Source organism: Coprococcus eutactus (assembly GCF_025149915.1).
Taxonomy (GTDB): Bacteria; Bacillota; Clostridia; order Lachnospirales; family Lachnospiraceae; genus Coprococcus; species Coprococcus eutactus.
The window spans coordinates 145090-158910 of record NZ_CP102278.1; the positions used below are offsets into that span (position 1 = coordinate 145090).

The 13821-nt window shown below is 43.0% G+C and carries 14 protein-coding genes; 8 read left to right on the top strand and 6 right to left on the bottom strand.

Annotation, left to right across the window (positions count from 1 at the left end):
* Nucleotides 1-24: 24 nt before the first annotated feature.
* Nucleotides 25-1299, bottom strand: coding sequence for a transglutaminase domain-containing protein (locus NQ536_RS00595; RefSeq protein ID WP_004852253.1), 1275 nt, complete (start codon nt 1297-1299; stop codon nt 25-27).
* Nucleotides 1300-1518: 219 nt separating this feature from the next.
* On the opposite strand from NQ536_RS00595, the gene NQ536_RS00600 reads away from it, so the two are divergent.
* A complete protein-coding gene (locus NQ536_RS00600; RefSeq protein WP_022059676.1) occupies nt 1519-1695 on the top strand; it encodes a DUF6472 family protein in 177 nt (58 codons plus the stop codon).
* A 93-nt stretch (nt 1696-1788) separates the two neighbouring features.
* On the opposite strand, the gene NQ536_RS00605 is transcribed toward NQ536_RS00600, so the two are convergent.
* Nucleotides 1789-3642, bottom strand: coding sequence for an ABC-F family ATP-binding cassette domain-containing protein (locus NQ536_RS00605; RefSeq protein WP_004852249.1), 1854 nt, complete (start codon nt 3640-3642; stop codon nt 1789-1791).
* 410 nt (nt 3643-4052) lie between these two features.
* Here NQ536_RS00605 and NQ536_RS00610 point away from each other — a divergent pair, with 410 nt between their 5' ends.
* The 3 genes from NQ536_RS00610 (at nt 4053) to udp (ending at nt 5596) form a co-directional block, all read left to right on the top strand.
* Nucleotides 4053-4301 (top strand): HPr family phosphocarrier protein, encoded by a 249-nt coding sequence (locus NQ536_RS00610; protein ID WP_022059674.1) that lies wholly within the window; start codon nt 4053-4055, stop codon nt 4299-4301.
* 159 nt (nt 4302-4460) lie between these two features.
* A complete protein-coding gene (locus NQ536_RS00615; RefSeq protein ID WP_004852245.1) occupies nt 4461-4694 on the top strand; it encodes an HPr family phosphocarrier protein in 234 nt (77 codons plus the stop codon).
* Between the two features lie 122 nt (nt 4695-4816).
* Nucleotides 4817-5596, top strand: coding sequence for a uridine phosphorylase (gene udp, locus NQ536_RS00620; RefSeq protein WP_044998145.1), 780 nt, complete (start codon nt 4817-4819; stop codon nt 5594-5596).
* Between the two features lie 93 nt (nt 5597-5689).
* On the opposite strand, the gene NQ536_RS00625 is transcribed toward udp, so the two are convergent.
* From NQ536_RS00625 to NQ536_RS00635, 3 genes are all read right to left on the bottom strand, one after another.
* Nucleotides 5690-6256, bottom strand: a complete 567-nt coding sequence (locus tag NQ536_RS00625) for an LOG family protein (RefSeq protein WP_004852241.1) — start codon at nt 6254-6256, stop codon at nt 5690-5692.
* Between the two features lie 216 nt (nt 6257-6472).
* Nucleotides 6473-7516, bottom strand: a complete 1044-nt coding sequence (locus NQ536_RS00630) for a hypothetical protein (protein ID WP_004852239.1) — start codon at nt 7514-7516, stop codon at nt 6473-6475.
* Nucleotides 7517-7571: 55 nt separating this feature from the next.
* Nucleotides 7572-7823 (bottom strand): acyl carrier protein, encoded by a 252-nt coding sequence (locus NQ536_RS00635; RefSeq protein ID WP_004852237.1) that lies wholly within the window; start codon nt 7821-7823, stop codon nt 7572-7574.
* A gap of 307 nt (nt 7824-8130) precedes the next feature.
* Here NQ536_RS00635 and NQ536_RS00640 point away from each other — a divergent pair, with 307 nt between their 5' ends.
* The 3 genes from NQ536_RS00640 (at nt 8131) to NQ536_RS00650 (ending at nt 11072) form a co-directional block, all read left to right on the top strand.
* Entirely contained in the window at nt 8131-9090 is a 960-nt protein-coding gene (locus NQ536_RS00640) for a D-2-hydroxyacid dehydrogenase (RefSeq protein ID WP_004852236.1), read from the top strand.
* Between the two features lie 63 nt (nt 9091-9153).
* A complete protein-coding gene (locus NQ536_RS00645) occupies nt 9154-9960 on the top strand; it encodes a DNA alkylation repair protein (protein ID WP_004852234.1) in 807 nt (268 codons plus the stop codon).
* 92 nt (nt 9961-10052) lie between these two features.
* Entirely contained in the window at nt 10053-11072 is a 1020-nt protein-coding gene (locus NQ536_RS00650) for a PTS transporter subunit EIIB (RefSeq protein ID WP_004852233.1), read from the top strand.
* Nucleotides 11073-11074: 2 nt separating this feature from the next.
* Here NQ536_RS00650 and NQ536_RS00655 read toward each other — a convergent pair whose 3' ends face one another.
* Nucleotides 11075-11608, bottom strand: coding sequence for a TetR/AcrR family transcriptional regulator (locus NQ536_RS00655; protein ID WP_022059668.1), 534 nt, complete (start codon nt 11606-11608; stop codon nt 11075-11077).
* A gap of 254 nt (nt 11609-11862) precedes the next feature.
* Between NQ536_RS00655 and glgB the strand changes: the two genes are divergently transcribed.
* Nucleotides 11863-13740 carry a 1,4-alpha-glucan branching protein GlgB gene (gene glgB / locus NQ536_RS00660; RefSeq protein ID WP_004852230.1) on the top strand — a complete coding sequence of 626 codons (1878 nt, stop codon included), beginning with the start codon at nt 11863-11865 and terminating at the stop codon, nt 13738-13740.
* Nucleotides 13741-13821: the final 81 nt, after the last annotated feature.

Sequence of the window (13821 nt, forward strand, 5' to 3'; positions counted from 1 at the left end):
TTTATATTTCTTATTGTTCTGTATTTATGAAAGAGGCGGCTTTCTGAGCTCGTCGTCAAGCTCAGAATTGTCGACCACAGTTGTTTTTGTTTTTTTGACCTTATCTTTTTTCTTACTCTTGGTTCTTTTGCGAATATTCTTAAAGAGAGATACGATAAGTAAGAGTATGACACCGACGCTTATCAAAACGACGGAGAGGCCATATCTGTCAAGTATCATGTCTAAAAAGTTGTAACTGGACTTTTCCCATAATCCATCAGCTTCGAGATCCTGTTGAACCTTCGTGAGACAATATTCTGTGCCGTTACAGGATGGAATTCCAGGGACTCTGTCTGGGATGGCAGTCAGGTTAGAAGCCTGCGAATCCGTAATGTTGAAGTACTTGTATGACAGTGCCTCTTTGCCAGTGGTGGTAACAGGATCGTCAAGACCAAGGTTTATGAGATACCATTCCCCGCCGAGATATACTGCATTCCATGCACAGTTGTTAATGTAGTTCTCATCTTTTAATTTCTTTTGTGTTTCTGCTGAATCATCGAGAAGATCAGAATTCTGTCCCTCAATATATATGCAAGGTACATCAATATAATCCATTACAGCTTTAAATGCTTTGGCGTAGCCGTATGTAACTGCTTTCAGGTATTGCGAACTGAAAACACCATCTGCTGTGTATGCATATATGTTATCATTGTTCCTGCTTGTGATATTGTCTGCATAATAGACTTTGTTGATGATGGCGTTGTGGATCAGATATACCTTTTCATAATCCTTTGCGTTTTCACTTAGTGTAGCTGCGTAAGTTTTTACTGCAAGGTCGAAATTGTTGACATACACTATTCGCGAGTCACCATTGGCATACAGTGAATAACATTCAACTGTCAGCAACTGGAATTTTAATTCTCCGGATGAAGATGCCTTACATTCGTAGCTGTCAGACATCCAAAAATATTCCGGATGATCGGCCAAAACCGCGTTCATAACCTGGCGAAGACCATCGTTGCCGATAACTTCCCAGTCTTTATTGCTTATCGACAGTGTAAATGCTGTGTAATAGCCACCATCCTGATATTGTGCGGTCTGGTTTGACGAGTTAAATGCAGCAGCGGCTTCGTTGATCTGATTATATACAGTTCTGTATGCGCTGTTGTCAAACTGATCATAATAATAAGTCTTGCCGTTTATCTTGCCAGATCCAGAACTGCTATTTGTCGTATCTCCCTTATCAGCAGCGTATGCTGTATTGACAAATGGCAGAATCATGATGAGGGTGAGCAGAAATGCTACTAACTTCTTTTTCATAACTGGAAACACACTCCTTCTTTTTCTTGAGGAAATCCCTTAATATACTTCTTTCAATAATATCACATTATGACAGTTATTACCAGTTAGAAACTTGGTTAATTAAGTGAAACTGATAGATTTTTAGACCGGGCACGTGTATAATAAAAATACTTTTGCGGATAACATGAGAAAAGTGCTTTTGAGAGCAATTCTCATAGAAGATTAAGGAGGATTGAAATGGCTTCCAGTTGTGATATGTGTGCTCACTATGTATATGATGAAGAAGATGATTTCTCTGAGTGCCTGGTGAATATGGATGAGGATGACTTTGCCAGATTTATTGCCAGAGGATATGATAACTGTCCTTATTTTCAGTTGGATGATGAGTATAAGATAGTGAGACATCAGATGTGATGTTATATAATTCAGAAGTGAGATACCCCGGAATGTGAACGGTGATTTTCTGTGTACATTCCGGGGTGTTTTATGTTGATTGCAGATTTGCAGTTATCGGTCAAATGATTCGGCTAGTTCTGTGAGATAAATATATCTGTCCAGGAGATGATCAAGCTCTTCATCAAGCTTTGCCTTTTTCTCAGTCAGCTCGTTCAGTTTAATGAAGTCTGATACGGAGCCGTTAATGTCTGCCTCTATCTGGGTGATCTCCGACTCCTTTGCGGCAATATCATCCTCTATAGTGTCGTATTCCCGCTGTTCGTTGAAGGAGAATTTTTTCTTGATCGCCGGTTCTCGTCCCTTCTTTTTGTTCTGATCCGCTGCTGGATCGTCCTCCAAACTGATGGTTTCCTGAGCCTTTGACGAAGATGATCGCGTCGTATCGTTTGTGGTGCCTGCGGCACTGTTGGCAAATGCCCCGTGGGTTATATAGTAGTCGGTGTATCCGCCCTCAAACTGTGAGATCGCACCCTTTCCGTCAAATACCAGAAGCTTGCGTATAACCCTGTCCAGAAAGTATCTGTCGTGGGATACAACTATGAGTATGCCCTGGAAAGAGTCAAGGTAATCTTCAAGTATACATAGCGTTGATATGTCCAGGTCGTTTGTAGGCTCATCCAGGATGAGTACATTTGGTGATGATACAAGGACCTTCAGAAGGTACAGCCTTCTCTTTTCACCACCGGACAGCTTCTCTATGCGTTGGTGTTGCAGTGTTCCGTCAAACAGGAAGCGTTCGCACATGGTTGATGCAGACATAAGTCCTTCGGTGGTCTGTATATATTCTGCGGTCTCTTTGACATAGTCCAGAACCTTCATATTTGGATCAAGGGATTCGTTTTCCTGAGAAAAATATCCAATACGGACAGTTTCGCCTATGTCTATATATCCTTTGTCAGGCTTGATGTTGCCTGTTATAAGTTTCATAAGCGTGGTTTTGCCGCATCCGTTAGGTCCGACAACTCCAATTCTGTCAGTGCGAAGGAAGTTGTATGAGAAATCCTGTATAATGGGATTTTCGCGTTCGGGCCAGGTCTTGGATATATTGTTTATCTCTATGGTTTTGTTGCCCAGTCTGCTGGCGATGGAACTCATGGTGACGGACTGGGTTTCTTTTATGAGCTCCTCACTTGCGAGCTTTTCGTATCTCTGTATATGTGCTTTCTGTTTGGTGCTCCTGGCACGGGCACCTCTCTGCATCCATGCGATTTCTTTTCTTAGGATGTTCTGATGCTTGTTCTGAGTTGCAAGGGCGATATTTTCCCGCTCGGCTTTGAGCATGAGGTAACCTTCGTAGTTGGCGTTGTAGCTGTAAGTTTTGCCCTTGTCTATCTCAACTATCCGGTTGCATACCTTGTCCAGAAAATATCTGTCGTGAGTGACCATCACAAGCGCACCTTTGTAGTTGTTCAGGTATTCCTCCAGATATTCTGTCATGTCGTTGTCCAGATGGTTTGTAGGCTCGTCAAGTACCAATATGTCACAGCTTGAGAGCAGTGCGGCGGCTAGGGCGACCTTTTTGCGCTGACCGCCGGAGAGGGTGTTTACTATGAGGCTTGTATCGTCAAATCCAAGTCTGTGGAGAAATGCTTTGGCATCTCCCTCTATGCTCCATTGGTTTTCCTCGTTAGAGTTAGCGGTTATGACGTAGTCGTAGATGCTCACGGCCTCGGTGAAATCAGGAGTCTGTGGAAGGTATCTGATGACCACATTGTTTCCTTTGGACAGTTGTCCTGAGTCGCAGGTGTCGATCCCTGCGATTATCTTGAGCAGTGTTGACTTTCCGGTTCCGTTTACTCCGATGATACCGATCTTCTCCTTTGAGTTTATGGAGAAGTCTGCGTTGTCAAATAGTATTTTGTCTGTATATGATTTTGAAAAATTTTTTATGGTTAATAAATTCATGATGCTGCCGGTGTCCCGGTTATCCTTTCGTCAGAATATAAAAATGTCATATGTGTAGATCAGTATATTCTCTACGCACAATATTGTAAATGCGTGGAAATGTAACGTCAATAAGCATATTGTATATTGAACGGTCGTAAAATGACATGTTCCGCTAAAAAAAGTTAATTGAAAATTAAACAAAAATTTGTTGAACGTTGTTTTGACGGAGAGGGAGATTTGTAAAAAAATATTCTGCAAATTAGGCAATATGCCCAAAAAGAAAGCAAGATCATATATTCTGCTTAAGAAAAACAAGGAAAACACACAAAAGGCTTTACAATTCCTTGATTTTGTAATTTGCAAAATATTTCAGAAAGTAGTATAAAAGGAACATTGATGGCGATGGACCATGAATGGAGGTAATAAGTATGGTAGAATCAACAGATATCAAGGTAAAGCTCAATTCGGTTGAGCAGGTCAGACAGTTTGTGGAGACAATAAGAAAATACGACGGAGATGTTGACGTATATTCAACAAACCGTAACTACCTTGTGGATGGCAAGTCAATTCTTGGTGTGTTCAGTTTGGGGCTTGATCAGGAGCTCACAGTTAAATTTTATAATGGAGCTACAGAATCATTTATAAGCACATTACAGCCGTTTATGCTCGCGGCATAAAGTGACAAAATTATAACTATTTCTATAATTATTCGTGGACAGTATGCATTGACACACTTCATACGAGAGTGTTAGAATGTTCTTGTAGGCGAGTTGGTATGGGAAGCCCGTATCGTACCGCAACAATAACATATTAAGATATATTAGGGGGCGCAGCCAATGCAGATTACAGAGATGAAAGCTAAAGTGAACACAATGGATGACATCAAGAAGTTTGTATCATACCTTAATCAGTTTCCAAATGATGTTGACGTTTCATCAGCTCAGTATGTTGTAGATGGAAAGTCGATCTTAGGTGTGTTCAGCTTAGATCTTGAAAGACCACTTACTGTAAAGTTCCATGGAGAAGTAGCACCGGAGCTTCAGGCAAAGCTTGATGAGTTCAAGTGCTAATCGCATAAGATACATAGGAAAGTATATTGATGGAGATCATAAAGTAGATCATTAAAAAGCAGGCTGCAGAGTTTTTTCTGCAAGCCTGCTTTTTACGTATGCTAAAGACAGGAGGGATTGTTATGGTATATGAGTCAGAGCAGGGGCTGGAGTATCATATAAAGGTGAATGAAGACTTGATTGGGCGGTATGTTATCATGCCGGGAGATCCGAAACGGTGCAGTGCGATAGCAAAATATCTTGAAGATGCCGAGCTTGTTGCAGATAGCCGGGAATTTGTCACATATACGGGATATCTTGGCGGTGAGAAGGTTAGTGTTACATCCACTGGAATAGGGGGTCCTTCGGCGGCGATAGCGCTTGAGGAACTGGTTCATTCCGGTGCACACACATTTATCCGCGTGGGCACATGTGGGGGCATGCAGACGGATATAATAGGAGGAGACATCGTTGTTGCCACAGGCTCGGTGCGAATGGAAGGTACGTCTAGGGAATACGCGCCGATAGAGTATCCGGCCGTTGCAGATATAGATGTGGTGAATGCCCTCGTCAGATCGGCAAAGGCCTTGGCGGTTCCGGTACATGCCGGTGTTGTCCAGAGCAAGGACTCGTTTTATGGACAACATTCCCCTCAGATAATGCCTGTGAGTTACGAACTCTCAGACAAATGGGAGGCCTGGAAACGCATGGGCTGTAAGGCGTCCGAGATGGAGTCCGCGGCGCTGTTTATAGTAGGGGCATTTCTGAAAGTGAGAGTCGGAGCCTGTTTTTTGGTCGTTGCAAACCAGGAGAGAGCGGCAGCAGGACTTCCAAATCCGGAGGTCCATGATACTGACAGGGCCATCCGTGTGGCGGTAAACGCCATAAAAGAGCTCATAGAAGAGGATAAAAGAAAAAATTGAGATTATAAGAATGTCTGTAGAGATTACAGCAAACAAAAAATCCGTACATAGTGAAATGTATCATAAAATACAACACACCATGTACGGAATTTTTTAGAATTTGAATACTTTGCCTATATCGGTTTTGTAGCTTTCAAGGTAGTCTAAGATGGCGTCTGCGTCATCCATGACTGCGTATATTTCGTTGGTGGCGTTCGTCATAAAGCCTTTGACTGCGGTCTCGCTCATCATGGTGAGCAGTGGTTCGAAAAAGCCGTTCTGGTTATACACCACGATAGCCTTGCCATGGCGGCCAAGCTGTTTTAGAGTGAGTATCTCGAAGAACTCATCAAGAGTACCGATACCCCCCGGAGTCATGATAAAAGCATCTGCCCGGTCTTCCATGATCTGTTTTCTCTCTCTCATGGTCTCAGTAGTTATCAGTTCGGTAATATTCTCGTAGAGAATGCCATCAACATTAAAGAAAGAAGGCGCCACGCCGATGATTTTTCCGTGTTCTTCATGAGCACCTCTGGCTACAGCACCCATGAGTCCGTTGGCACCTGCGCCGTAGACCAGAGAGTGACCGCGCTTTGCCATCTGTCTGCCGAGATACTCCGTCTGTTCTATATAAGAGCTGTCAATGGTGTTGCTTGACGCTCCGTATACGCATATGTTCATAAAGATCCTCCAAATTAAATGTATTACAATATAAATATTCTTCTCGCAACAATTTAGTATCTAGTATAAATAAAAAGAGGATATTATTAAAGCTGAAATTTGTAAAAATGGGTAAAATTATGTGAAATATAAAAGTAAAAGACTGTGCGACTGGTGTGTGGAACATCAGTCGCGCAGTCTTTAAAAAGATATATAAATATCTGACTTTGATATAGCTTATAACATCTCGACAACCTGCTTGAGAACGGCTGTCTCCTTCTCTTTTGCGCTCATCAGATACTTTTCAAATCTGTCCATACAGTCAACCTTGCCTGTGATGGATGTCTTGATCAGAAGATTTCTTGCTGTGAGCATGAGGTTTTCAACTTCCATATATGCATCGAGAATTTCTCCGTTGAACTCCAAATATCCGTTGTCCATCATATACTTAAGCCTCTCCATCATCAGGACCTTATGGTCGTATAGGATATGGAGTGCACGTATATCGAAATCCGGATCCTCGGCTGACAACTGCTTGCCGATCTGCTTCAGGACTGCGTCGTAAACGTTCACACCGAATACTGTGTCGTTGAAACGGTTTCTCATCATACGGAAGTGGTTCTTGCTGTCCTTAGACTCAAGATACTCGATGAGAGTATCCTTTATGTACTTGGTATCCAACTCGTAGTATGTCTCAGCCAGATTCTTCTGGATAACGTATATACCACGGCGTCCCTTGTAGTCATCCTTGAAGATGTGATCCTCTGCAGCGGTGATGGTGTTGTAACCATTTCTTACATCGGAGTATGAAACTGTGGAATATGAGTAGTGCTCGCCAAATGTGAAATCACCTACGTTAAATTCCTGTTTCTCATCGTCATATCCATAGATAAATAATTCGTGAGGGAACTTGTAGTCCGCTCCTGAATCACAGAGGATCTTTGCCTCGTCAAATACACCGTATATATATCCGCCGAGGTTAATGGTTTTCTTGATAAATGTGAGAATGTCTCCACAGTAGCTTTCAACCTGCTCCTTTGTCATAAGTGAGAAGAGAAGGTAAGGGCATTCTTTGAGGGAACTGCTTCCAGGCATCATGTCCGCAAGAAGCATCTCGTCTCCTGTGAATATCTCTTCAATGTTGTAACATCTTAACTGTATATAATTACTGAATATCCAATTTTTGGCTTTCTCATCATCCCCAATGATAGAGAAAAGTGTGGCATGCCACTGCCATGAAGTGATCATTGGATAGCTTGTTGGCAAAATCTTTTTGCTCATATGTTTATTACCTCCATTTCGCGTCTGGTTGTAAGACCTGTCGATGTAAGCTAAGTTAGCTGACTTTGGCCTCGACAGCCTTGATCATATCATTCATGTCATAGTATAAGCCGAGGGCAAGCTCAGAATCGTCAAATTCTATATTGAGCTCATTCTCAAGTCCTACGATGAACTGTATGATAGACACTGAATTAACCCCATAAGCTGTTGTAAGAGGCGCCGTCATATCCAGATTTCCCGCATCTATCTCTGGAAGAACATTAGAAAATACCTCCAATACCTTTGCTGTTAATATCTTTTTGTCCATTTCAAACCTCCCATTCGTTATGATTTGTTACCAATGCACGTTATCTTTATTTTAATGTGTTTGCACATATTTTTCAATAAAATTATTCAAGTCGTACAGAAATATTTGTGCATTTTTGCGTTAAATGGTAAAATGATCGTTATAAAACGTGTGAATTATATGGTATAGTTGAATAAAATAAATGTATCGTTTTAATAAAAATGACGTTATGCCATGGGATGTGCTCTCTGAAACAAGGAGAGATATATGTGAAATAAAATGATATTATATGTAGATAAGCTAAAAATATAAGGCAGGGTGATCAGATATGAAAATAGTAGTTCTCGATGGATGTGCTGCAAATTCCGGTGATATCAGTTGGGAAAGTCTGGAAAAGTATGGTGAGCTCACAGTGTATGACAGGACAGAATATGAGGATGTGGTTTCTAGAATAGGGGATGCTGAGCTCGTAACGACGAACAAGACAGTTATTGACAGAAGGGTAATAGAGTCGTGTCCGAATCTCAGATATGTGGGCGTTCTCGCAACGGGATACAATGTTGTGGATCTGGATGCGGCAAAGGAGCATGATATAGTTGTGACAAATGTTCCAGCGTACAGCACTGAAGCTGTTGCTCAGTTTACATTTGCACTGCTTCTTGAGCTTGCAAATCATGTTGGCGTCCACAGCGATTCAGTTCTGGCTGGGGGCTGGGTGAGAAGCAAAGATTTCTCATACAGTGTGATGCCGACCATGGAGATCTCGGGAAAAACATTGGGTGTTATCGGGTATGGAAGCATAGGACAGAGAGTGGCGGAGATAGCTCATGCATTTGGCATGAAAGTCCTTGTGAGCAGCAGAACTGAGAAGGAATTACCTGAGGGCGGCTGGATAAGATGGGTCAGCCGGGAAGAACTTTTTGCGCAGGCGGATGTGATCAGCATACACTGCCCGCTGTTTCCTGAGACGAAGGGCATGGTAAACAGGGAAACAATAGAGCTTATGAAGAAAACTGCATTTGTGATAAACACGGCAAGAGGCGGCTGCATCGTGGAACAGGATCTCGCGGCTGCACTCAATTCAGGACGGATCGCCGGAGCTGCGGTGGATGTGGTATCTCAGGAACCGATGAAGGAGGATAATCCACTGCTCACTGCAAAGAACATCATCATAACGCCTCATATTGCCTGGGCCCCGAGAGAGGTTAGACAGAGATTGCTGCAGATAGCAGGTGACAATATGGGCGCATTTTTGGAAGGGCATCCCATAAATGTGGTCAACAGATAGACTTTAAATGCAAGGAAATAAAAAGGCGCTCTTATAACATTTTTGGAAAGGGGATATGTGTGGATGGAGAGCAGCTCATTTGAAGAAGTGAACAGACTTGTCAGGGATGAGTTATATGAACATATGGATCTGGAATTTGGCAAATATCTTGCCATGAACCTGCCTGGATGCGGCAATGTGATCGGAGTCAGACTTGATGATCTGAAAGAGATTGCGCAGCAGATCGCGGAGATCAACTGGAAGGAATATCTGAAGCATGCGCCGGACGACACATTGGAGGACGTGGTGCTGCAGGGGCTTGTTCTTGGGTACGCACAGGGGAAGCTTGAGGAGATACTTGCGTATGCGGATGAATTTGTGCCAAAGATAGACAACTGGTGGGTGTGCGATTCGTTCTGTGCCAATTTTAAGGCGGCGTCCATGTATCAGGAGATAGTGTGGGAGTTTATAATGAAATATATGGGGGACTCAGAACTGAATCCTGAATGGAGGAAGAAACAACAGGAGGTTGAGGTTTCGATAGGTCAGGGAGGGATAGCCGTTGGAACGTGGCAGGATATGTCCGATGACTTCAGACTCAGGTTTGTGGCGATCATGCTTAAGTGTTATTACGTCAACGACAGATACATAGACAAATGTCTGTATGCATTTGAACACATGCAGGATGGCGGTTATTATGCAAAGGATGGAGTGGCGTTTGGACTTGCAGAGAGTTATTTTGTATTCCCTGATAAAACCATCGATTACATAAAAAATGCAAAGTTTGAGGATCGTATATTGGAGATGGCGAGAGAAAAGATCGAGAAGATCTACAGACTTCCAAAAGAGGATGTGGAGAGATTTGCGGAGGCGTTGACAGCTGCTGGATAATAAAATAAGCTCTTCATGGAGTCTTCGGCTGTCGTGGGAAGCATGAATATATTAATATAAAAAAGGACATTATATGTGCAGGAGGAATTCTTATGGAGAATTGGAATGCGTATATGGATGTCCTTTTTAATTTACAGGAAATCCGACAGATAGGAGACTCATTCTGGTTGTACGCAACAGTATTGCTGTTGGTGACAGCTGCGGTGATACTCGTTGCTGCATGTATTAGGAAAAGGCGTGAAAATGATGACGAAGCCTCTTGCGAGGATGGGGAGACAGACAATAGCGATAGGAATGCGGGTGACCGAAATGTGAATGAAATGGGAAACCTGGCAGTTATCATAGATGCCCTCGGGGGAATGGACAATATATATAATCTGGCATGCAGTGATACAAGACTCAGGGTTACTGTTAATGATGGAACACTGGTGAACCGTATGAGGCTCAAGTCGTCCGGTGCGCTTGGGGTTCTGGCAAAGGGGAGACAGGTTCAGGTGTTTTATGAAAATCAGGTGGAGAACATTTGCAGGGAACTCAAGAGATGCATTGAGAGTAACAAATATATGGAATCAGAGAAGGAGGATGCGGATTATGAAAGAGTGCTTAAGAAAGTGTATGTGCCTGTTGAAGGTGATATTGTGTGCGTATCTGATATTCATTGCTTACAGGACGTGGGAGACGGGAGTATCGGCGTGTGTGCGATTCGAGCCACACGGGGAGAGATCAGAGCGCCGTTTGACTGCAAGGCTGGATATAGTAAAGCCAGAGCAGGGCAGATAGAATGCGTGTCCAAGGAAGGGTATGTCGTTGGGATACATCTGATCGCTGATGGGCAGCGCGACTGGAATAACGTATGCCAGCCGGTAAATATAAGGCTGATGTGCAATGAAGGGGAACGCGTGAGAAAAGGGAAACTTCTTGCAGAATATCCTTATGAGACATTTGCAGGGATGGGCGATAAGGTATATGTGGTGCTGGAGGCATATGTATCTGAATCCAGTACATCTGAGGGCGAAAGATCTGACGAAGATATGGATAGAAGATATCACCTCGTGATCAATAACGGTAAGAGGGTAGACTATGAGCACGTCGCGTGCGAGATAGTTGAATAATGCTATTCACGCACAGCGCGCTCGATTATTCCAGCAAGGGTATCGATAACTTTGGCAACATCCTGATCTTTGTACTTCAGAAGCGTGTAAGCGCAGCCCTGTACGAACATTGATACTTCGACATTCTTGGACAGGTCGTCGCGAAATTCAGGACGTTCATCATAGATCTTTTCTTTTATGAGTGCATCCAGCTTGTTCGTGAGAATGCCGTAACTTCTGCTGTCATCTGGAAACAGTATGGAAAAGAGATGCCCTTGATTTATAAATGCATTGCACAACTGACGGCTTGCTTCGGCCGGGTTGGTGAGCATATATTCAGGGTTTGGAATATCGCCGATGAGAGATTGCAGAGCATCGTTTTCAAGATACTCAGACAGGTCATATATATCCTGAAAATGGAGATAGAAGGTCTGCTTGCTGATGTTGGCTTTCTCGGTGAGTTCCTTTACCGTTATCTTTTCAACAGGTTTTACTGCACGCAATTCTATAAATGCACTGAATAAGCTGTTGCGGGTTCTCTGAATTCTTCTGTCCATAAAAGCTCCTTTCTGGTCTCTGCCGTATGGTTGCATTGATGTCGGCTGATATTTTGTATACATTTATATATATAGAATACACTAAAATGCATATATGGTCAATTATTTGACGTTTGTCTAAAAAGCGTATATTCATTAGAAACCTGTATAGCAGTATACTATATATAATTTACTATAGTCAAGAAATGACTGTGTGGGCTTAGCTTATGTAGCTTGAATATGCAAACTTGTATCTTGTATATGGAGGGAAAGTTATGGATTTGTATGAGTTTTATTCAGGAAAATGTTTTGATGCTTACAATGAGCTGGGAGCTCATGTTGTGAAGGAGAATGTGGGCAAGAGCAGAAGAAAAATGGTGACGGGTGTGGACTTTGTGACGTATGCACCGAATGCGGAGGCGGTAACGGTTACAGGAGAGTTTAATTCGTGGGGCGAGACCACCATGGAGAGATGCTACGACGGCAGCTTCTTCAAATGTTTTATTCCGGGGGCAAAGACCGGTCAGATGTACAAATATAAGATCTACCAGAGGGATGGCTATTGCGTTGATCACTGTGATCCGTATGGCTTTGGCATGGAACTGAGACCTGCATTTGCTTCTATAATAAGAGACATGGAAGAGTATACTTTTGGCGATGCCAGATGGATGAGAACGAGAAATGAGTGCAAGGGAGGACCACTCAATGTGTATGAGATGCACATGGGATCGTGGCACTGTAAACCTGTGTATGATGAAAATGGAAAGCGGCTTACTCCAGAGGAGGTCATTGATGCAGATAGGGTATCTGAGGGTTGGTATACATACAGGGAGATTGCTCCTATGTTGGTGGAATATCTGAAGGAGCAGGGATACAACTATGTGGAGTTCATGCCTCTTTCGGAGCATCCGTGTGATGAGTCCTGGGGCTACCAGAATACTGGATTTTTCAGTCCGACGGCTAGATATGGAACCGCGGATGATCTGAAATTCCTGATCGATACCCTGCATAAAAATGGCATAGGTGCGATAATGGATTATGTTCCTGTGCATTTTGCGCTGGACGGATATGGACTGGCGAAATATGACGGAACAAATCTGTACGAGCATCCATCGGATGATGTGGGATACAGCGAGTGGGGTAGCAAGAACTTCATCCACTCCAAGGGTGAGGTGCAGACATTTTTAAAGAGTGCGGCAAACTACTGGCTCACTGAGTATCACTTTGACGGTCTCAGAATGGATGCAATCAGCAGAATAATCTACTGGATGGGCGATGAAGCCAGAGGTGTAAATGACAGGGCGGTAGAGTTTATAAAGGGACTCAACCAGGGGCTGAAGGAGAGACATCCTTCATGTATACTCTGTGCCGAGGATTCCACGGACTACAAGGGAACCACAAAGGAAGTCAGGTATGACGGACTTGGATTTGACTATAAATGGGATATGGGATGGATGAATGACACGCTGAATTTCTTCAGGACGCTTCCGTTTTGCAGAGGCGACCAGTACCACAAACTGTCATTTTCAATGATGTATTTTTATAATGAGAGGTACATGTTGCCCCTCTCCCATGATGAGGTTGTTCATGGAAAGGCAACTATAGCCCAGAAGATGGCAGGCTCATATGAGGAGAAATTCCCGAATGCAAAGGCGCTCTACGCATACATGTATGCACATCCGGGCAAGAAACTGAACTTTATGGGCAATGAGATAGCCCAACTCAGAGAGTGGGACGAGAAGAGAGAACAGGACTGGGATATACTGAAATATCCGAATCACGATTCATTTAACAGATTTATAAAAGATTTGAATAAGCTCTATCTGAAAGAACCTGCGCTGTCAGGGTGGGATGATGATCCACACGGATTTGATTGGATACTCTGTGGCAAAGAGCAGGATGTTGTATATATATTTCAGAGAGTTATTGAGGAAAATAAGATAGTAGTAGTCATGAACCTATCAGGAAATACATACAGGGATTATCATTTCAGATACGGCGAGGGAGGCTCCATGAAGATCCTTATGAACACCGACTGGAACAAATACGGCGGCAGCACAAAAGACACCATGAAGAGCATCAAAGGTGTGTGCGGCGACTTCGGCTTCGACCTTCCGGCATTATCCGTAATGTACTTAAAGCCGGTGGACTAGAAGTGTATGTATTTTATGGATGTATAAATACATATTTAAAAGTATCAGATATATAGCTATAGGATAAAATAAAAGTTGCCT

Coding starts and splice junctions, on each gene's coding strand:
- udp (WP_044998145.1), top strand. CDS start 4,817: ATGGTATATGAGTCAGAGCAGGGGCTGGAGTATCATATAAAGGTGAAT.
- NQ536_RS00625 (WP_004852241.1), bottom strand. CDS start 6,256: ATGAACATATGCGTATACGGAGCGTCAAGCAACACCATTGACAGCTCT.
- NQ536_RS00635 (WP_004852237.1), bottom strand. CDS start 7,823: ATGGACAAAAAGATATTAACAGCAAAGGTATTGGAGGTATTTTCTAAT.
- NQ536_RS00600 (WP_022059676.1), top strand. CDS start 1,519: ATGGCTTCCAGTTGTGATATGTGTGCTCACTATGTATATGATGAAGAA.
- NQ536_RS00655 (WP_022059668.1), bottom strand. CDS start 11,608: ATGGACAGAAGAATTCAGAGAACCCGCAACAGCTTATTCAGTGCATTT.
- glgB (WP_004852230.1), top strand. CDS start 11,863: ATGGATTTGTATGAGTTTTATTCAGGAAAATGTTTTGATGCTTACAAT.
- NQ536_RS00650 (WP_004852233.1), top strand. CDS start 10,053: ATGGAGAATTGGAATGCGTATATGGATGTCCTTTTTAATTTACAGGAA.
- NQ536_RS00595 (WP_004852253.1), bottom strand. CDS start 1,299: ATGAAAAAGAAGTTAGTAGCATTTCTGCTCACCCTCATCATGATTCTG.
- NQ536_RS00640 (WP_004852236.1), top strand. CDS start 8,131: ATGAAAATAGTAGTTCTCGATGGATGTGCTGCAAATTCCGGTGATATC.
- NQ536_RS00630 (WP_004852239.1), bottom strand. CDS start 7,516: ATGAGCAAAAAGATTTTGCCAACAAGCTATCCAATGATCACTTCATGG.
- NQ536_RS00615 (WP_004852245.1), top strand. CDS start 4,461: ATGCAGATTACAGAGATGAAAGCTAAAGTGAACACAATGGATGACATC.
- NQ536_RS00605 (WP_004852249.1), bottom strand. CDS start 3,642: ATGAATTTATTAACCATAAAAAATTTTTCAAAATCATATACAGACAAA.
- NQ536_RS00645 (WP_004852234.1), top strand. CDS start 9,154: ATGGAGAGCAGCTCATTTGAAGAAGTGAACAGACTTGTCAGGGATGAG.
- NQ536_RS00610 (WP_022059674.1), top strand. CDS start 4,053: ATGGTAGAATCAACAGATATCAAGGTAAAGCTCAATTCGGTTGAGCAG.